The organism is Magnetococcales bacterium, from assembly GCA_015228815.1.
Taxonomy (GTDB): domain Bacteria; phylum Pseudomonadota; class Magnetococcia; order Magnetococcales; family UBA8363; genus UBA8363.
The window spans coordinates 1-18,336 of the sequence record JADGCV010000043.1 but is presented as its reverse complement, the minus strand read 5'-3'; the positions used below and the strand labels follow the sequence as shown (position 1 = coordinate 18,336).

Genomic DNA, 18,336 nt, shown 5'->3' with positions numbered 1-18,336 from the left:
TAGAGCCGCGCCAGCTTTCATGTTTTTGTCAGTCCGGTGAAGAGCGAAGGAGGAAGAATTTGAAAAAAACATGGTGCGAAAGGGGGGATTTGAACCCCCACGCCCGAAGGCACTGGATCCTAAGTCCAGGGCGTCTGCCAATTCCGCCACTCTCGCTTGATGAAAAACGGGTACTTCTTTCAGTTTGCCATTGCCGGGGGTGTGGAAGCCATAAAAAAAGTGGGTGTCCGTGAGCCGGGTCAGAGGGCATTGACGGCATCCGTGATGACATCCCAGGCGGCATCGAGTTCCGACCGTGTCAGACAGAGCGGCGGGAGGAGATAGATTACCGGGCCGAGGGGGCGGATGAGGAAGCCCCGGTCGAGGAAAAATTGTTTCAATCGTTGACCGACGGCGGCGGAATAGCCTTCCTGGCCGGGCAGGTTGACGTTCAGAGCGGCGATGATTCCGGTGACTCGTGGTTTGGCGACTCGGGGATGGGTGGACAGTTCGTGCAATCGTTCCCGGTGGTGGGCTTCCAGGGCGGCGCCATGGCGCAATGGTTCGCCCGTGGCGAAAAGTTCCAGGGAGGCGAGGGCGGCGGCGCATCCCAGAGGATTGGCGGTGAACGAATGGCCGTGGGCCAGGGCGCGGTCGAACGTTTCTCCCAGAAAGGAATCGTGGATTTCCTCCCGGCACACGGTGACGGCCAAGGGCATGAATCCTCCGGTCAACCCTTTGGAAAGGGCGATGATGTCGGGGACCACCCCTCCTTTTTCGCAGGCGAAGAGGGTACCTGTGCGTCCGAAGCCGGTCATGACCTCATCGAAGATGATCAGTCCACCCGCCTGCCGCACCCGTCGGGTCAATTCCTGAAGAAAACGGGGGCGGTACATGCGCATTCCCGAGGCCCCCTGGACGAGAGGTTCGACGATGAGGGCGGCCAGGTCTCTGCCCCAGGTTTCCAGGTAGTGATCCACCTTCATCAAGGCTTCCTCTTCCGTTTTGTCCTCGTCCGTATTGCCGTTCCAGGTTTCGGGAAAGGGGAGGACATCGACCGGAAACAGATAACGCGAAAAGGCGTCGAAGAAGCCCGAGGAGTGGCCGACCGACATGGCTCCGACGGTATCGCCGTGGTATCCCCCCTGGAGTGTGGCGATGCGCTGGCGTTTTCTGCCCTGGTTGGCGTGATGTTGGATGGCCATTTTCAAGGCGACTTCCACCGCGGTCGAGCCGTTGTCGGAGAAAAAGACCCGGGAGAGTTCCCTGGGGAGGAGTTCCGACAGACGTTGCGCGAGTTTGATGGCCGGTTCGTGGGTGAAGCCGGCGAAGATGACCTGTTCGAGGGTTTGTGCCTGACGGGCGATGGCCGTGGCGATGTGAGGATGGGCATGGCCGTGGATGTTGACCCACCAGGAGGAGATCAGGTCCATGTAGCGGCGACCGTCCGCTCCGTTGAGCCATGCTCCCTGGGCCGAAACGATGGCGATGGGGCGGGGGGCGGTGGCTTCCTGGGTGAAGGGGTGCCAGATGTGGCGGCGGTCGCGCTCGATCAGGTCGTGTTGCGTCATGAGACACCCAAATTTTCTTTCCACGATCATTGCGTTGCGTTCCCCCCGACTTGTGCCTGTTCCGCCTTTTCGATTTGTCTGATGACCAGATTGCATATGTTGTCCGGGGTGAACTTGGGAATGAAATCGTTGGCCCCGGCGCTGGCCGCTTTTTCCTCGTTGGACTTGTTGCTCAAGGAACTGTGAACCGAAAGAAAAATCTTGGACAGATTGGGATCTCCCTTGACTTTCCGGGTAAAGGTGAAACCATCCATGACAGGCATTTCGATGTCGGTGAAGATCAACGTATAAGGGCTGTTGCCACGGGCATCGAGCGAACGTTGCAACAGATCGAGTGCCTTGGGGGCACTGTTGACGACGGTGTGGGCGATGCCCATCTGCGACAACACCAGCCGCGTCAACATGCACGCCGCACTGGAATCGTCTACCGCAAGGATATGATGTTTGCCGGTGTCAAGCTCCTTGACCCGGGCGATCGCGGCATCGGAAATCCGGGTCTCGATGCCGATGATGTCGTGCAGAATTTTTTCCACATCAAGGAGTTGAATCGGTTGTCCCTGATGCCAGGTCATGGCGGTCAGGCAACTGGATTCATAGATCTCCCCTTCCGGCTTGATGATGTCGTCCCAGCTTTTGGTGATCAACGTGTTGGGCTGTTTGACCATCAATCCCTGGGTTGTGTTGCTGTATTCGCAGACCAGGACATAACTTAAATTGCGCTCATGATCGATGGGCGCCATTCCAAGATATTCACCGATGTCGATGAGGGTGATGGGACGACCCCGAAAATCGATCTCCCCTTTGATGTTGGGATGACACTGCGGCACCTTTGTGACCAGTTTTGGGGTTTCGATGATTTCGATGATCTTGAACACATTCAAACCATAGGTCTGGTCGTCGGTCAGCGTGAAGGTGAGCATCTCGAATTCGTTGCTCATGGCAAGGTTGGTACGTTGGTCGATTTCCGCGAACAGTGTGTCCTGACCCATGGTTTTCCCCCTGTTGAAAATAGAACACTTTTCGCCAGCAATCCTAACATTGACCGCGGTCGATTGCCATATGAATCTTTGGCGGCAAATCAGGGATGGGGGCGTGAAAACGATCCGGGATCAAAGGGGATCCGAAAAGGGATCCGGGCGAGGGCCGTGGCATCGAGAGGCTCCAGCGGCGGCAGATGGGCGAGGATGGCGACCTTGCCAAACGTGGCGATGGCGTCAAGATTGGCGGGATTTTCCGGGCCGTTGGCGATGATTCCCAGAAGGGGAACCCCCTTGAATCGGAGTGCCTGAAGACTGAGCAGGGTGTGGTTGATGGTCCCCAGGGTGGTCCGGGTGACAAGAATCACCGGCAGTCCCAGGTGGACGATCAGATCGATCATGAATTCCCGATCGTTGAGCGGAACCATCAACCCGCCCGCTCCTTCGACGACCAGCGGACACGGGGTTCGGGGAAGAGAAAAATCGTCAAGATGGATGGTGCGTCCATCCCGGCGTGCCGCCTCGTGGGGAGAGAGGGGGTGGGTGAGTGAAAAAACGGGTGGATGCAACCGATGATCCTGGCAACGGGTCAACCTTTGAATCATGCCGGTATCGCTTTCCCCCTCCAGACCCGATTGAATCGGTTTCCAGTAATCCGCCTGCAGCCGCGAAACCAGCCATGCCGCAACCACGCTCTTGCCGACTCCGGTGTCGGTTCCGGTGACGAAACAGCCTGAAGGGGATGGGATCATGGGTTGGGATCGACCTTCAGCGCTTCGCGCAACCGTTCCTCGCGACGGCGGATGATTTCCCGCATTTCGGTCGAATGGTTCTGTCCGGGTGTGGTGACGAATGGCGGGGCCGGTAACGAGGGGAGGGCGATGGATGCGGCGGATTGGCCTTGGGGACGGGGGGACGGGGGTGTCGGGTTGGCGGGAGGGGTGGTCCGTGCCATGGTGGCGGGTGACGTTTCGGGCATGCCGTCGATGGGTTTGGTTTTTTCTTTTTGCGCAAGGGCAAGGGCTTCGAGTTCGGCGATCCGCTCCTCGGAAAGGCCAAACCTTGTTCCCATGTCCCGGATGCTTTTCGTATCGATCGGGGAACCCGATTGAAGTTTGACGCCCGCTTCGGCGGCGCTCTTCTGGATCAGGCGGGCTTTTTCCTCGAAGCGTGCGCGGTCGTATTTTTTTAATTTTTCCGAGGGAAGTTCCTGTCTCAGGATGTCGGCGGCGACCGGTTCATGCTGAAAAATGTCTTCGCTCAGGGATAAGCCCTCAAGACCGGAAAACAGGGTTTCCTTCAGCCGCGACAGGGTATCGTCCTTTTCCGACTCCAGCGATTCCAGGGAAACCGGGGATTCCTTGACCGAATCATCTCTGGATTCGGAACAGCCGGCAATCGACACCGCCAGGATGGACATCACGATCGATCGGATCAGGGATGACATGGTGTACTCCTCATGGGAAAGGGTCCACTCTTCCTTTTATATCGTCCGTGGCGGTAAAAAACCAAGCGCAATTTTTTTTCGGGATTGGATCAATCGGCATCCACCCGTTCCACGAAGAAGCCCGCGTCCTCGATCATGTTCCGTGTCTTGTCGATTCCGTGGCCGCCGACGTTGAGATACCCTTCGCTGAAGAGGGAGTTGGCGGGAAACAGCGCGAGGGATTCCATGGAGCGCAGATTGGCCTCGCGACCGCCGGCGGCGCGAATTTCGGCGTCGGGATTGAGAAAACGAAACAGTGCCAAGGTCCGCAGGCAGCGTTCGGGGGTCAGATCCTGGCGTTGGCCCATCTTGGAACCGGGGACGTGAACGTAGAAGTTGACGGGGATCGAGCGGGCGTCGAGTTGTCTGAGTTTCATGGCGACCTCCACGATGTCGGCGTCGCTTTCTCCCATGCCGATGATGATGCCGCTACAGATTTCCAAACCTTCGCTCCGGGCCGCTTCGAGCGTCTGGACCCGTTCGCGGTAGGAATGGGTGGTGCAGATGCTGCCGTAGTGGGATTCGGCGGTGTTAAGGTTGTGGTTGTAGCGGTTCAGGCCCGCCTGTTTGAGGACCCGGGCGGTTGCGGCATCGAGAAATCCGGCGGACAGGCAGACCTCGACGGGCCAGGATTCCTTGATGCGGCGGACCAGTCCCGCCATGTGTTCGACCCGTGCCGCCGCCGGTTGCCGTCCCGAAAGGACGATGCAGTAGCGGAAGGCGCCGCTTTCGAAGGAGGCCTTGGCCCCCTGAAGGATCTCCTCGTCCGACTTGAGGGTGTATTTCTCGATGGGCGCCTTGCTGTTCGCCGCCTGGGCGCAGTAGTTGCAATCCTCGGGACAATAGCCGTTCTGGACATTGTTGAGAATATGGATCCGCACCCCCAAACCGAAATGCTGGCGCCGCACCGTGAAGGCCCCCTGAAGCAGTGGCAGAAGTTCCAGGGTCGGATCGTTCAGGATGCGCCGGGCCGACTCGGGGGGGGGAAGGATTCCCTGGAGGGCATCCCGGGTCAGGGATCCGATGAAGGAATCTTCGGAAATGATGGTTGGATTCATGGGATCGGGCTTTCCGTGGCAATGGGTTGAGCGGTTTTCTGGTGGCGGCTGAAGGTGCCGAACAGGAGGTGATGGGTCACGTAAAAGGGATGGGCCGCGCCTTCCGCTCCGCGGAGAAGCGGACGCAGTTTTCCGACCGGGGCGGGTTCATGGCCGGGGATGGGCGTCTGGGCGCCGATCGCCTTCAACCGTTTGAGAAAGGCCAGGGGCGAGGCATGGCGTTCTTCGAGGCGTTCTTCCACAAGTGTGCAATCGAATCCCCAGCGGGTGGCCAGGTCGTGCCAGAACGTTTTGTCGGGGTAGGCATGGAGGCCGCAGGGGATGTTCATCGTGGCACACAGGGTTCGCCATTCGCCGAAGGTATCGGGTCCCAGGGTGGCAAAGAGGAGCCTTCCTCCCGGAGCGAGAAGGTTCAGAAGGGCCGGGACGCTTTTTTCCGGGTGGCGCAACCATTGAAAGACCATGGAAGCGGCGATCAGGTCGAACGACCGGTCCAGACAGGGGCGTTCCGCATCCATGACAACGAATAATGGCCTTGGGGAAGGGGTGTCTTCGGCCTGGATGGAACCCGTGGCGGTGGCGGAAAGGAGGTTTTCCCGGGCGCGAGCCACCATGGCGGGGGCGATGTCCGTCAGGAGAAGGTGGGTTTCCGGCAGTCGTTGCCGCCACAACCGGCTGAGAAAGCCGGTGCCGCATCCCAATTCCAAACCATGGAGTGGCGTGCGGGTTTCGGGTCGGTCCATTCTTTCCTGGCGGAACAGGTCGAAGCCATGGGCCAGGCGTTCGGCGACCCGTTGTTGCACCGTGGCGTTCTTTTCGTAGTCTTGCGCTTGATCGAAGGCCTGGCGGACGGGTCGTTTCGCGTCGATGAGGTGGAGGTCTCCGTGTCCAGGGGGGATGGGGCTTTTGACCCGGGCTGTGGCGGGGGTCTTGGTGGCGTCGTGACAGTGGTTGACGAAACGGCGGATGACCGCGGCGAACGGATCGGGTTGGGTGATGAGGGGAAGGAAATGTCCCCCCTGGGCAAACCAGTGCAACCCTCCGGCTTCGGGTTGGCGGGGAAGGTTGCCGAAGCAGTCCGTGGTCATGGCGGGGGTGACGATGCCATCGTCACGGCAGGCGAGGGCGAGCCAGGGACGGTTCCAGCGTTGCAGGGTGCGGCGTTCGTCCCAGGAGGCCAGCCAGTCGAGTCCCTCGGCCAGCCGTTCCGTGTTTCCCGCGGCGCGCAATCCCGCCAGGGGCCGATCGACCCCCCCCAGGGCCATGAACCGATCCAGAACCCGGTTGGCATCGCGGCCAAGTTCTCCGGTCATTTTGTCCAGGATGCGGTGATCGATGCCATGGGGAAAATCGTGGCCGCGGACGAAGCGGGAAAACCCCATCAGGGAAACCAGGCCGATGCAATTCGTTTCCAGCGGGGGGGTGTCCAGGTGTTTCAGAAGCCAGAGAAAGCCTGTCGAGTGGCCGATGGCGATCCAGGGACCGGAAGATTCGATGTCGAGGCGGGGGGTACCGAAAAATCCAAGGTCCAGACGCAGGGTTTGCCAATCGTCCAGGAGGCGGATCAGGGGGCGGAAAAAGCCGGGACCGAAGCCCCAACCGTGGACGAAGAGCAGTCTGGGCCGTGGTGTCATGGCTTTGTGGACTCCCGCCAGCGACCGATCGCCGTGGCAAGCCGTTCCAGGGCCGGGTCGTCATGGGCGGCGGTCAGGGAGAGGCGGATGCGACTGGAACCGGCGGGGACGGTCGGGGGGCGGACGGCGATGGCCAGGATGTCTTCCTCGACCTCCAGGTGATGCGCGAGGGCCAGGGTTTGTTCTTCCGATCCGAGGATGAGGGGGATGATCTGGGTCGAGGAGGCGCCGGTGTTCAGGCCCAGGTCGTTGAATCGGGTGCGCAGGGTCTGGCTGTGTCGCAGGAGGCGTTGGCGTTCCGGTTCGAGGGTGGGCAGAAGTTCCAGCGCTGCCGCCATCGCTCCGAGGACGGCGGGGGGGAGGGCGGTGGCGTAGATGAATCCGGCGCAGTGATTGACGAGGAATTCGCGCAGGGCCGAGGAACAGACCGCATAGGCGCCGAAGCCGCCGAGTGCCTTGCTGAAGGTTCCCATGACCAGATCGGCCTGTCCGGGAAAATCCGCCGCCAGGCCAAATCCGTCCTTGCCGAGGACACCGACGGCGTGGGCCTCGTCAAGATAGAGAAAGGCGTGGTGCCTTTCTTTGAGTTCGAGGAGTCCCGGGACATCGGCCTGGTCGCCGTCCATGCTGAAGACTGTTTCCGAGAGGATGAATTTGGGGTTCGGGGCGGCGTGGTGTTTGACGAGCAGGTGTTCCAGGTGGTTGAGGTCGTTGTGGCGGTAGCGGATTTGGCGTATTCCGGCGGCCTTGATTCCCAGGTGCATCGAGGCATGGTTGAGGCGGTCGGAGAACACCAGTGGTGGGTTTTTGAGTACCGATGGATCGAGGAGGGCGGCCAGGAGGGTGCTGTTGGCCTGGAAGCCTGAATTGAACACCAGGGCTGTCTCATACCCTTTGCCGGCGGCGAGTTTGCGTTCGATGGGGTCGAACAGGTCCATGTTGCCGCAGACCAGGCGCGAGGCGGTGGCGCCGGTGCCCCAGAGGGTGCAGTATTCCCGGGCGCGGGCGATGAGTGTGGGGTGGTCCGCCAGTCCCATGTAATTATTGGAGGAAAAATTGAGTGGTTCGCGATTGCCGATTCGTGTTTTTCCGGCATGGCTTGGACCGACCGGACGCAGATGGCGCAGTCGATGGACGGCTTGACGGTCGGCGAGAAAGTGGTCGTAGAGGGGATGGGACATGGTTGGAGGGACTGGAATCGATTATGGTAAACCAGCATTGCCGTTATTGGTTGACGATACGATTGCGGGTTCGTGTCGGATTGTCAATGGAAAATGGCAAGTAACGATGTTATGTCAGGGGTTGCCAGTGTTGTCCGGACAGGAATTCCATCGGACGAAACCGGGATTTGTAGGCCATCTTCGGACAACTCTGGATCCAGTATCCAAGATAGAGCCAGTCGCGCTCTTGTTCCCGAGCATGATGAATCTGCTGGAGAATGGCAAGAGAACCAAGACTCCGGGCCTGCTCATCGGGATCGAAAAAGGTGTAGACCGCCGACAGGGATCGGGGCAGAAGATCGGTTACGGCGACCGCCAGAAGACGATGATGGCGGCGAAATTCGATAAAAAGAGTCATTCCCCAGTGAGACAAAAGAAAATCGGCAAAATCTTCCGGACCAGGATCGGCCATGGAACCATCGCCATGACGAACCTGAATGTAGCGATGATAAAGCCGGAAACGTTCGTCGGTGTAGCCGGCGGGATGAAACGTGACCGACAGATCCCTGTTGCGTTCCCAAACCCGTCTCAGGCTGCGCTGAGGGATGAAGCGGCCTGCCGGCAGACGAACCGGAAGACATTCGGCGCATCCGGCGCAACAGGGGCGATAGACATGGGAACCACTGCGACGAAAACCCTTTTCCAGAAGCCATTCATAGAGGAAGGGGTTCATGGGCCAGGTGGCGTCCACGGACAGGGTGGAGGCGGAATGGCGCAGGTAGCCGCAGGGGTGGGGCGGACTCAGATGGAGCAGGGGCGGGGGAAGGAAGCGGTTCATTGATGGTTCCATGGTTGGATCCCGCCTTGCATTTTGCGGACAAAGCACGCACCATCGGCAAATACGGGGACGGCATTCTTCGGGGAGGGATCGTTCATGTTCGAAGGGACCACAATCTTGTCCGTCCGACGGGGATCGTCGGTGGTCATGGGCGGCGATGGACAGGTTACACTGGGAAACCTGGTCGTCAAGGCCAATGCACGCAAAGTTCGAACCATGGCCGATGGATCGGTTCTGGCGGGCTTCGCCGGCTCGACGGCGGACGCCTTCACCCTGTTCGAACGGTTCGAGGGAAAATTGAGCAAACACGGGGGCAATCTTACCCGATCGGCGGTGGAATTGGCCAAGGATTGGCGCACCGACCGGATGCTGCGCCGTCTGGAGGCGATGCTGGTGGTGGTCGATCGCCATGTCAGTCTGCTGGTCTCGGGAACCGGCGATGTCCTGGAACCGGAGGACGGGCTGATCGCCATCGGTTCGGGTGGTCCCTATGCCCAATCGGCGGCGCGGGCGCTCCTGGATCATACCCCCATGCCGGCGCGGCAGATCACCGAGACTTCCCTGAGGATCGCCGCCAAACTGTGCATCTACACCAACAACAACATTATCATCGAAGAGCTGTAAATGGACGAATTCACCCCTCGTGAAACCGTTTCGGAACTCGATCGTTACATCATCGGCCAGGACGAGGCCAAGAGAGCGGTCGCCATCGCCCTGCGCAACCGCTGGCGACGGCAGCAACTCGACCCGGTCATGCGCGAGGAGGTTTATCCAAAAAATATCCTCATGATCGGTCCCACCGGAGTCGGCAAGACCGAAATCGCCCGCCGCCTGGCCAAACTTTCCGACGCCCCCTTCATCAAGGTCGAGGCCACCAAGTTTACCGAGGTCGGCTACGTCGGTCGCGATGTCGAATCCATCATCCGCGATCTCATGGACATGGCGATCAAGATGGTGACCGAACGGTTCAAGGTGCGGATTCGCAGGCAGGCGGAAGAGATGGCCGAGGAGCGGATCCTCGATATTCTCCTGCCGCAACCCAAATCCCAGAATGTCCCCGCCAATCCCCTGGGGGCCCTGCTCGGCGCCACCGAGGACAATGATTCTTCCGCGAAACGGACCACGACCGATGATTCCCAGACACGGCAGAAATTCAGGAAAATGTTGCGCGAGGGGCGTCTGGACGAACGCGAAATCGACATCGAGATCAAGGAGCCGCGAAACGGCCCCACCCTGGAGGTGTTCACCCCCCAGGGAATGGAAGGGATCAATATCCAGGAAATGCTTGGCGGTCTGCTCGGCGGCGGACGGTCACGCAACCGCAGGGTCACCGTGAAGGAGGCGCTGTCGCTTTTGACCGAGGAGGAAGCCGCCAAACTGGTGGATCGCGACCGTTGCCGTCGCGAGGCCCTGGAACGGGTGGAACAGTCGGGCATCGTCTTCCTCGACGAACTGGACAAGGTGTGCAGCCGCGGCAGCGACATGCGGGGGGGGGATGTCTCCCGGGAAGGGGTGCAGCGTGATCTTCTGCCACTGGTCGAGGGGACCACGGTCTCCACCAAACATGGCATGGTCCGGACCGATCATATCCTGTTCATCGCCTCGGGGGCCTTTCAACTGGCCAAACCTTCCGATCTGCTCCCGGAACTCCAGGGACGCCTGCCCATCCGGGTGGAACTGGACAGCCTGGGGGTGGAAGAGTTCATCCGCATCCTGACCGAGCCGGAAAATGCCCTGACCCGGCAATATACCGCCCTTCTGGCGACGGAAGGGGTCACCCTGGAGTTCACTTCCGAAGCCATCCGTGCCATCGCCGAAATCGCCGCCCATGTCAACGGAACCACCGAAAACATTGGCGCCCGCCGTCTGCATACCGTCCTGGAGAAACTCCTCGACGATCTTTCGTTCACCGCCCCGGACCGTCACGGGGAAAAATTAAGCATCACGGACGATTATGTGCGACATCAATTAAAAGACCTGTCCGAGAATGAAGACCTGAGTCGCTTTATTTTATAGATTTTTTTCGACTCTTTCTGTATAGGTACACGGATGTTGTTTCTTTGCTTTGAAAAAACGTATCCACGGTTGAACAAGCGTGTGCCATGGTAGCGAATTCTTGCGTTTCGTCAATAATACGATGTTTTTATTGCAAGCCATGGTCATCTTGGTTGACATCAATTGATTGATGGAGGGGTGTCGATGAAGAATTTGAAGATGGGATATAAACTCGGGCTTGGGTTTGGCTTGGTGTTGTTCCTGACTGTCGTGGTGGCGATTATCGGCTGGAACAGCATGACGGGGATCGAAAAGAGGGTCGGCAATGTCGGGGACATGTTCCATCTGATCGATCAGATCACCGATGCGTTGCGCGCGGAGCGAAATTTTCTCGCCGACAAGAACCCTTCGCACAAGGAGGAGGGGCTGAAGGCGGTGGAGGAGATCCGGCGGCAGGCGGCTGATTCCCGGGACAATAAATTTCATGATCCGCTCAACAAAAAACAGATGGATGACGTGATCACTGCGGCGGATGGTTATAGCAAGGAGTTTTCCGACTTCATCGATCTGGACAAGGGGGTGGTCGATGCGGTTGGCCGGATTCGGACGGCGGCGGCGGAGTTGCGGGAGCAGGCGGGACAGTTGGAAAAGAACCAGATTGAACAGTTTGTAGAGGAAGTGGCAAAAGTGAAGGAGGGGTTGGCGGCGGCGGATGCACAACAGGTGCAGAACAAGCTCAAAGAGCGGCAGACAAAGATCGAGGAGGCGGTTGGAATCCAGCGTGCTTTTCGTGATGCCCGCATCGGTGAAAAGGAGATTTTGATCACCCGCGGCAAGGATGAAAAACAGATTCAACGCACGTATGACGGGATTGCCGTGGCGAAAAAGATTGCCGATGAGCTATTGCCGACTTTCAAGAACCAGGCCAACATCGATCAGGTGAAGAAGGTGATAGGCGCCCTCGAAACCTACAAGAAGGAAGTCGATGGGGTGGTCAAGGCGTTGGCGGGGCAGGCCAGCGCCGAGGCGCGGATGATCGAAACGCGCAAGAAAGCCGACGGGGTGATCGATGGTGCGGTGGAGGACCAGAAGAGGAAGATGACGGAGGAGATGTCCGCGGCGATGACGATGATTGCCTCGGGCAGTCTGGCGGCGGTGGTTTTGGGGATCGTGATCGCCTTTTTCCTGACCCAGGCGATCGTCAATGCGTTGCTTCAAGGGATTTCCTTTGCCAAGACCATTGCCAATGGGGATTTGACGGCGAGTGTTTCCATCAACCAGCAGGACGAGGTGGGACAATTGGCCGAGGCGTTGCGTGGCATGGTGGTCAAATTGCGCGAGGTGGTCGAAAATGTGCGCAATTCCGCCGACAGTGTGACGGCGGGGAGTCAGGAGTTGAGTGACAGTGCCTCCAAGATGTCGCAGGGGGCGACGGAGCAGGCGGCATCGGTGGAGGAGACCTCTTCGGCGATGGAGGAGATGGCTTCCAACATTGCCCAGAACAACGACAATGCCACCACCACCAAGACCATCGCCTCCAAGGCGGCCAAGGATGCCGAGGAGGGGGGCAAGGCGGTGCAGGAGGCGGTGACGGCGATGAAGCAGATTGCCGAGAAGATCGGGGTCATCGAGGAGATCGCCAGGCAGACCAATCTGTTGGCGCTCAACGCCGCCATCGAGGCGGCGCGGGCGGGCGAACACGGCAAGGGGTTTGCGGTGGTGGCGGCGGAGGTGCGCAAGCTGGCCGAGCGCAGCCAGTCGTCGGCGGGTGAGATTACCCAATTGTCCGCCTCCAGCGTTTCGGTGGCGGAAAAGGCGGGATCGATCATCAATCAACTGGTTCCCGACATTCAGAAGACCGACGAACTCATCGCCGAGATTGCCGCCAGCGGCCAGGAGATGAATTCGGGGGCCAATCAGATCAACTTGGCCATTCAGCAGCTCGACCAGGTGATTCAGCAGAATGCCGGGGCGTCGGAGGAGATGGCGGCGACGGCGGAAGAGTTGTCGGCCCAGGCGGAAATCATGCAACAAACGATTGGCTTCTTCCACACCGGCGGCAGTCAGACGGCGGTTCGGGCCAAACCGGTGGTGCGCAAGGGGTCTTCGACGGGAGGAATGGTTGCCAAACCCGCCGCTCGGAGTCGCCCTGCCGCAGCGCATCCTGCCAAGAAGTCCCTGCCGGCCCCGGCGAAAGCCAGGGATTCCGGTCATGGAGCGACGTTGGACATGGGGGGTGGTTCGGCCTCGGATGATGAATTTGAAAAGTTCTGAATTGCAACTCCGGGAAGGGTTTGGCAGTCCCTTCCCGGAGATAAAGCAAAATTCCCGCGTGATTTTCGCGGGAATTTTGCTTGCTTGAGGCGCGGGTCTTTGTCCTGGAAAAACGCGAGGGTTTTAATTCGAAGGGAACAGTTTGAGGAAGGCGATGATGAACATCGCCTGTCCGGCGGATATGCCAAACATCCACTTGACGATGTCCACTTTGCAATCAGCCAGTTTGGCGTCAAGGTATTCGCACGTCACCAAGTCTTTGAGGTTGACTTCCATGGCCTCGGATTGAGCCTCGGCCAGCGCTTCGGCATGCCGGGGGTCCATACCGACATCTTTCAATCGATTGGCAAATTTAAGCGTGTTGAACGTGATGGTCGTCATTAGTATTCCTCCTCTCGAGGAAGTATACCATGGTCGAACTCTTCCAGGCAATGTGCTTCTGGGACGCTGACTTCAAGAAGCAGTGGACCAGACGTGAATCAACGATGGCCTTTCATTTGATGGCGGGTTGTGTTTGGCGTTCGTCGTGTCGGGCAGGCGGTGCCATGGTCTTACGTTTCTTTTCCGGTGCTACAAAGGTATGGGCTGGCTGAGATTGTGGCCTGCGTTTGATGACAATCTGGACATTGCAACTCAAGGCGTTCAAAAATCCAAACAGCCGTTCCAGAGAAAACCCAGCCAGCCGACCACGTACAAGGGCCGATACCTTGGGCTGGTCCACGCCAAGCAGTTTGGCGGCTTCGCTCTGAGTGAGATCCAGTTCATCGATAATGTCATTGATCCTGCTGACAAGCTGGGCCTTGACCAAAGGTTCATCCGGGTTGGGCAGTCCAAGGTCCGCGAAAACATTACCACTACTTTCTTGAAAATCGGTTTTATCGCTCATGATGCGTTCCTTTTTCATGAATCTGCCGGGCAAGCTGCAATCGACTCTTTATCAGAAGATCCAAAGACAAGAGCAGACTTTAAAGGCACACCTTTCCTGTATGGTCGGCTTGTTTGTGATCAAGCGGGGAGATTTTCAAGGGTCTCGACCGCCGCGACAATGGCGCGAAACTGCTCGGGGTCACCGCCGGCATCGGGGTGATGGATTTTTGCCAGCTGGCGGAAGCGGGCGCGGATGGTATTCCGGTCGGCGTTCATGGGCAGGTCGAGACGTTTGCAGGCCGCTTCCCGTTGTTCAGTGCCTTGCAACTGTTGCCAGAAGCCATCGATCATGGACTGGACTTCGCTTCGGGTCGTCTGTTCCAGGTTCTCAAGATTCAGGTAATAATCGTGCAGCGGATCGAACAGGGTGACCGTTTCCTTGAGGGGCGGTGTGCGCCATGGTTTGATTTGAATCTTAAGGCAATGGATGTCCAGATCGCCGGTTTTGTTTGCGAACAAACGTTGCCGGAGAAGATGGAGCAGATGAAACAACAGAAAATGGACCTGGAACAGTGCCAGAGGGTCACCAAGGTCACGGTTGGCGAAAGGGTGGAGATGTTCCTGTTTCAGAATGCGGTACAGGGCGTATTCCTTGATGCCGTTCGGGTGCGACGACAAAATGGTGGCGAGGCGGTCGAGGAGCCGTTCCTTGAGTTGCGGATCGGGGGGAAGATAAGGGATCGGGTTCACGCGGGTCGTTTCAGTGTACGAAAACAAGACCCTTCATGTTACCATGAGATGGAGGATTCGGGAAATGGCCACTGTGGTGTCCGACATACCTGAAGCCCTGCAACGCCAGGTACAGGGAATGACGACCTTGTTGTCTCTTCAGGAAGAGGGGCGCAAGGCGGAACAGTTTGATGCATTCTGTTTTGTCATGGTCAACCATACCCGTCGTCTGGTTCCATACGCCCAGGCGGTTTTCTGGCATGGGTCGCGATCGGGAAGAATGACGATGGCCGCGGTATCGGGGGCGCCTCGTTTTGACCCCAATGCGCCGCAAATGGTTTGGTATCGCAAGGCGATCGGTGTGTTGGCGCATCTTCCGGGGCGGGAGAAAATCCAGGAGGTGGCATTGGATCGGTTGCCTGAACCTTTGGCCAGGGAGGCGGTTTCCTGGGTTCATGCCCATGGGTTGTGGGTGCCGTTGAATCATCCGCGAGGGGGGACGCTTCTTGGAGGATTGTGGTTGAATCGTGATCGTCCCTGGGAGGAGAGGGAACAATTTTTGTTGGGCCACCTGGCGCAAGGCTATGCCGAATCGTTGGCCGCGTGGCGGAAGGGTGTTCCAGTGACGGGGGTGGGTCGGAGATTGGTTTGGGTATTCGTGGTGGTGATTTTTCTCGCCATGATCGTGGTGGTTTTTCGTGTTCAGGTGTTGCAGACCGCCCTGGCCCCTGCCCGGGTGACGGCGGTGGATCCGTCGATCGTGACTGCGCCGATGGATGGCATGGTGGCCCGTTTTTTCGTCAAGCCGCATGATGTGGTCAAAAAGGGGGATCCTCTGTTTGCCCTGGATGATACCGAGTTGCACCATCGGCTGCAATTGGCGCGAGAGGAACTCGCTTTGGCCCAGGCGCAACTGAGAAAGGTGGGACAATTGGCATTTGCCGAAAAAGAGCGCCTGGCGGAAATCGCCACCAACAAAAACCTTGTCCGCGAAGCGAGTGCCAAGGTTGATTTTGCCGCCGAACGGTTGCATCGTTCCCAGGTTCAGGCCGCGGTCGATGGGGTGGTGGTGTTCAGCGATCCCCACGACTGGCTCGGACGACCGGTCCGCCTGGGAGAGCGGGTGCTGGAAATTGCCTCCCCCGAACGGGTTGAGATGACCATCGATCTTCCGGTGGCGGAGGCGATGCCCTTCATCATGGGGGGCGAGGTGCGGTTGTTTCTCGATATCGATCCGTTGCATCCGGTGACGGGGCGGTTGCGGTTTGCCGCCTACGAGGCGATTCCCAACCCGGAGGGTCGGTTGGTGTACCTTCTCAAGGCCCGATTGGACCCGGAGGTACCGTTGCCGCGGTTGGGTCTCAAGGGGACGGCGCGGATTTATGGCGCGGAGGTGTCGCTGTTTCAGTGGTTGTTTCACAGGCCCATTGCGGCGTTGCGTCGGTTGGTGGTCTTGTGAGCGGATGATTGATGACTCCGGGCGGAAAAATCTTGGCGCCTGATCCCAAATCTCAACGGGAGGGGGAAGCCTTTCCTCGGGTCCCTCCGCAACCTTTGGCCATGCTTCCCCATTTGCGGGCGGATCTTCGTCTTTTGCCGGGAGGGACAGTCTCTGGAGGTGCCCCGACCTGGATGTTGTGGGACCAGTTACGCAACCAGTTCTTCCGCATCGGCTGGTCCGAATTCGAAATGATGGCGCGGTGGTCGCGGATTCGCGATCCGCGGCGGTTGATCGAGGCCGTCAATGACGAAACGACCCTGGAACTGACCCAGGATCACCTTTTTACCCTGTTGCGGTTTCTCTCGGCGCGGGGGTTGATCCAGCGTGAAGATGGGGATTTCCACGAGCAAAAGGCATCCGGGACCAACTTTTTGACCTGGCTGTTGCACCATTATCTGTTTTTCCGGATTCCACTGATTCGACCCGATCGATTATTGGATCGGGTGTTGCCATGGCTTTCGGTTTCGATCCGGTTCTGGGGATGGTTTGCGACGGGACTGGCATTTTTTCTCGGTGCTTATGTCGCGTTGCGGCAGTGGGACACCTTTACGGCCTCGATCCGCCAATGGAATACCCCGGAGGGGCTGGCGATCCTGTTTTCGATGATCTTTCTGGCCAAGCTGGTCCATGAACTGGGGCATGCGGTGATGGCCAAACGGTTGGGATGCCGGGTTCCGGTGATGGGGGTGGCTTTTCTGGTCTTGTGGCCGTTTTTCTATACCGATACCAATGAAACCTGGCGTCTGCGGCGAAAGGGGGATCGTCTGCGGGTGGCGGCTGCCGGAATCATGGCCGAATCGATGTTCGCGGCCTGGGGGTTGTTGGCCTGGTCGATGGTGGAGGATGGGCCATGGCGGGGGGCGCTTTTTTCGCTGGTGGCGGTGGTCTGGACGGGAACGCTTCTGCTCAATGCCAATCCGTTCATGCGTTTCGACGGTTATTTCATGTTGTCGGACGTATTGGACCTGCCCAATCTTCATGAGCGGGCCTTTGCCATGGGGACATGGTGGATTCGCAGCCGTCTTCTGGGGGCCGATCTTGCTCCTCCGGAACAGTGGCAGTGGAGGATGCGTTTGTTTCTGATCGGTTTTGCCTTTGCGACCTGGGCCTATCGTCTGGTGTTGTATCTGGGGATTGCCCTTCTGGTCTATCATTGGTTTTTCAAGTTGTTGGGTATGTTTCTGATGGGGGTGGAACTCTATTGGTTCCTGTTGCGACCGATCGGTTTGGAAATCGGGTGGTGGTGGCGCAACCGCCGGGAAATGGCGGCGGGGCATATCCGTTTGTGGTTGGTGTTGTTTCTTTTTGGAGGGATGGCGATTTTCCTGCCCTGGCAGGTTCCGGTGCGGATGCCGGCGGTTCTACGTTCTTCAGTCTTTGCCCAGGTTTTTCCTCCGGAGGGGGGGGTCGTGCGCGCCGTGATGGTGCGTCTGGGGCAACGGGTGGAACGGGGGGATCTTCTGGCGCGGATGGAATCTCCGGAACTCCAGGCCGAAGGGGTTCAGGCCCGTTTGGAGGTGGTGCGTTTGCGGCGGGAACTGATGTTGATCGGACCGGGGTTTGTCGAGGAACGATTGGTCAAGGAACAAAAATTATCCGCGGCATCGGCCTGGGCGGCGGGGATTGCGGCCCGGAGTGTTCGTCTGGAGATTCGTGCCCCGATCGCGGGGACGGTCACTTTGTTTCAGGAGGGGCTTGCTTCGGGGTTGTGGGTGGGCAGGGAGGTTCCTTTGATGGAAATCAGACATCTGGGGTCGGAACGGATTGTCGCCTACGTTGCCGAGAAGGAGCGGGATGTATTGCCATCGGGAGGGGGGGGGACATTTTTTCCGGATCATGCTGGATTTTCGCCGATCGAATGTCACTGGTTGATGGCGGATCCTTTTGCTGTTTCACGGTTGGAGGATTTGTCTCTGGCTTCGGTTCATGGGGGACCGATCGAGGTCGAGCGGGTTGCCGGGGACCGGTTGCGTCCGCTCCAGCCGTATTTCATGGTTCATTTCGGGGTGGATGGGTTGTTGTCGATGGCGGTACCTCAGGCGATGCCGGGAATGGTGGTGTTTCCGGGCCGGCCCGATTCCCTGGCGGGGCGGATTGGCAAAAGTGTGATGGTCTTGTGGATTCGGGAGTTGGGGGGGTAGCCAAAGGTTGGCCAAAAAAGGTAATTGCCCAGGTACCCCCAGAGATCAAAATTATTGAAAGAAAAAAGGGGTCTGGGGGATTGCCCCCAGGGTTTTGATTTTGTTTTTGACTTTGTTTTTTACGCG

At 58.6% G+C, this 18,336-nt stretch carries 16 protein-coding genes and 1 tRNA gene; 5 read left to right on the top strand and 12 right to left on the bottom strand.

Features of this window, described 5'->3' with window-relative positions; translation table 11 throughout:
* Positions 1 to 71: 71 nt before the first annotated feature.
* The 9 genes from HQL76_15040 to HQL76_15000 all read right to left on the bottom strand — a co-directional run bounded on the left by HQL76_15040 (position 72) and on the right by HQL76_15000 (position 8,703).
* A tRNA-Leu gene (locus HQL76_15040) sits at positions 72 to 156 on the bottom strand.
* Between the two features lie 83 nt (positions 157 to 239).
* Positions 240 to 1,550 (bottom strand): adenosylmethionine--8-amino-7-oxononanoate transaminase, encoded by a 1,311-nt coding sequence (gene bioA / locus HQL76_15035; protein ID MBF0110481.1) that lies wholly within the window; start codon positions 1,548 to 1,550, stop codon positions 240 to 242.
* Positions 1,551 to 1,576: 26 nt separating this feature from the next.
* Positions 1,577 to 2,539 (bottom strand): chemotaxis protein CheV, encoded by a 963-nt coding sequence (locus HQL76_15030; protein MBF0110480.1) that lies wholly within the window; start codon positions 2,537 to 2,539, stop codon positions 1,577 to 1,579.
* An 89-nt stretch (positions 2,540 to 2,628) separates the two neighbouring features.
* Complete coding sequence (gene bioD / locus HQL76_15025) at positions 2,629 to 3,279, bottom strand: dethiobiotin synthase (protein MBF0110479.1); 651 nt, start codon at positions 3,277 to 3,279, stop codon at positions 2,629 to 2,631.
* Positions 3,276 to 3,974: a hypothetical protein gene (locus tag HQL76_15020; protein MBF0110478.1), complete on the bottom strand. Its 699-nt coding sequence runs from the start codon at positions 3,972 to 3,974 to the stop codon at positions 3,276 to 3,278. The genes bioD and HQL76_15020 overlap by 4 nt, the downstream gene beginning before the upstream one ends.
* 89 nt (positions 3,975 to 4,063) lie before the next feature.
* Positions 4,064 to 5,029, bottom strand: a complete 966-nt coding sequence (gene bioB, locus HQL76_15015; protein MBF0110477.1) for a biotin synthase BioB — start codon at positions 5,027 to 5,029, stop codon at positions 4,064 to 4,066.
* Positions 5,030 to 5,067: 38 nt separating this feature from the next.
* Positions 5,068 to 6,705, bottom strand: a complete 1,638-nt coding sequence (locus HQL76_15010) for a methyltransferase (protein ID MBF0110476.1) — start codon at positions 6,703 to 6,705, stop codon at positions 5,068 to 5,070.
* Positions 6,702 to 7,886 carry an 8-amino-7-oxononanoate synthase gene (locus HQL76_15005; GenBank protein ID MBF0110475.1) on the bottom strand — a complete coding sequence of 395 codons (1,185 nt, stop codon included), beginning with the start codon at positions 7,884 to 7,886 and terminating at the stop codon, positions 6,702 to 6,704. The genes HQL76_15010 and HQL76_15005 overlap by 4 nt, the downstream gene beginning before the upstream one ends.
* Positions 7,887 to 7,995: 109 nt before the next feature.
* Positions 7,996 to 8,703, bottom strand: coding sequence for an arginyltransferase (locus HQL76_15000; GenBank protein ID MBF0110474.1), 708 nt, complete (start codon positions 8,701 to 8,703; stop codon positions 7,996 to 7,998).
* A gap of 96 nt (positions 8,704 to 8,799) precedes the next feature.
* On the opposite strand from HQL76_15000, the gene hslV reads away from it, so the two are divergent.
* The 3 genes from hslV to HQL76_14985 all read left to right on the top strand — a co-directional run bounded on the left by hslV (position 8,800) and on the right by HQL76_14985 (position 12,972).
* On the top strand, positions 8,800 to 9,327 hold the full coding sequence (gene hslV, locus HQL76_14995; GenBank protein ID MBF0110473.1) for an ATP-dependent protease subunit HslV: 528 nt from the start codon (positions 8,800 to 8,802) through the stop codon (positions 9,325 to 9,327).
* Positions 9,328 to 10,719, top strand: a complete 1,392-nt coding sequence (gene hslU / locus HQL76_14990) for an ATP-dependent protease ATPase subunit HslU (GenBank protein ID MBF0110472.1) — start codon at positions 9,328 to 9,330, stop codon at positions 10,717 to 10,719. It abuts the gene before it with no gap.
* 183 nt (positions 10,720 to 10,902) lie between these two features.
* A complete protein-coding gene (locus tag HQL76_14985; protein ID MBF0110471.1) occupies positions 10,903 to 12,972 on the top strand; it encodes a methyl-accepting chemotaxis protein in 2,070 nt (689 codons plus the stop codon).
* Positions 12,973 to 13,095: 123 nt separating this feature from the next.
* On the opposite strand, the gene HQL76_14980 is transcribed toward HQL76_14985, so the two are convergent.
* The 3 genes from HQL76_14980 to HQL76_14970 form a co-directional block, all read right to left on the bottom strand.
* Positions 13,096 to 13,353, bottom strand: coding sequence for a DUF1640 domain-containing protein (locus HQL76_14980; GenBank protein MBF0110470.1), 258 nt, complete (start codon positions 13,351 to 13,353; stop codon positions 13,096 to 13,098).
* A 112-nt stretch (positions 13,354 to 13,465) separates the two neighbouring features.
* The gene (locus HQL76_14975) at positions 13,466 to 13,858 is read right to left on the bottom strand and encodes an XRE family transcriptional regulator (protein ID MBF0110469.1); all 393 of its coding nucleotides are present in this window, start codon (positions 13,856 to 13,858) and stop codon (positions 13,466 to 13,468) included.
* A gap of 119 nt (positions 13,859 to 13,977) precedes the next feature.
* On the bottom strand, positions 13,978 to 14,589 hold the full coding sequence (locus HQL76_14970; GenBank protein ID MBF0110468.1) for a DnaJ domain-containing protein: 612 nt from the start codon (positions 14,587 to 14,589) through the stop codon (positions 13,978 to 13,980).
* Between the two features lie 64 nt (positions 14,590 to 14,653).
* Here HQL76_14970 and HQL76_14965 point away from each other — a divergent pair, with 64 nt between their 5' ends.
* A complete protein-coding gene (locus HQL76_14965; GenBank protein ID MBF0110467.1) occupies positions 14,654 to 16,027 on the top strand; it encodes an HlyD family efflux transporter periplasmic adaptor subunit in 1,374 nt (457 codons plus the stop codon).
* Between the two features lie 32 nt (positions 16,028 to 16,059).
* Positions 16,060 to 18,210, top strand: coding sequence for a biotin/lipoyl-binding protein (locus HQL76_14960; protein ID MBF0110466.1), 2,151 nt, complete (start codon positions 16,060 to 16,062; stop codon positions 18,208 to 18,210).
* Positions 18,211 to 18,336: the final 126 nt, after the last annotated feature.

What these genes read in the sequence shown, in the direction of transcription:
- HQL76_15010 (MBF0110476.1), bottom strand. Translation starts at nt 6,705, where the DNA reads ATGACACCACGGCCCAGACTGCTCTTCGTCCACGGTTGGGGCTTCGGT.
- bioA (MBF0110481.1), bottom strand. Translation starts at nt 1,550, where the DNA reads ATGACGCAACACGACCTGATCGAGCGCGACCGCCGCCACATCTGGCAC.
- hslV (MBF0110473.1), top strand. Translation starts at nt 8,800, where the DNA reads ATGTTCGAAGGGACCACAATCTTGTCCGTCCGACGGGGATCGTCGGTG.
- bioD (MBF0110479.1), bottom strand. Translation starts at nt 3,279, where the DNA reads ATGATCCCATCCCCTTCAGGCTGTTTCGTCACCGGAACCGACACCGGA.
- HQL76_14975 (MBF0110469.1), bottom strand. Translation starts at nt 13,858, where the DNA reads ATGAGCGATAAAACCGATTTTCAAGAAAGTAGTGGTAATGTTTTCGCG.
- HQL76_15020 (MBF0110478.1), bottom strand. Translation starts at nt 3,974, where the DNA reads ATGTCATCCCTGATCCGATCGATCGTGATGTCCATCCTGGCGGTGTCG.
- hslU (MBF0110472.1), top strand. Translation starts at nt 9,328, where the DNA reads ATGGACGAATTCACCCCTCGTGAAACCGTTTCGGAACTCGATCGTTAC.
- HQL76_15030 (MBF0110480.1), bottom strand. Translation starts at nt 2,539, where the DNA reads ATGGGTCAGGACACACTGTTCGCGGAAATCGACCAACGTACCAACCTT.
- HQL76_15000 (MBF0110474.1), bottom strand. Translation starts at nt 8,703, where the DNA reads ATGAACCGCTTCCTTCCCCCGCCCCTGCTCCATCTGAGTCCGCCCCAC.
- HQL76_14985 (MBF0110471.1), top strand. Translation starts at nt 10,903, where the DNA reads ATGAAGAATTTGAAGATGGGATATAAACTCGGGCTTGGGTTTGGCTTG.
- HQL76_14980 (MBF0110470.1), bottom strand. Translation starts at nt 13,353, where the DNA reads ATGACGACCATCACGTTCAACACGCTTAAATTTGCCAATCGATTGAAA.
- HQL76_15005 (MBF0110475.1), bottom strand. Translation starts at nt 7,886, where the DNA reads ATGTCCCATCCCCTCTACGACCACTTTCTCGCCGACCGTCAAGCCGTC.
- HQL76_14965 (MBF0110467.1), top strand. Translation starts at nt 14,654, where the DNA reads ATGGCCACTGTGGTGTCCGACATACCTGAAGCCCTGCAACGCCAGGTA.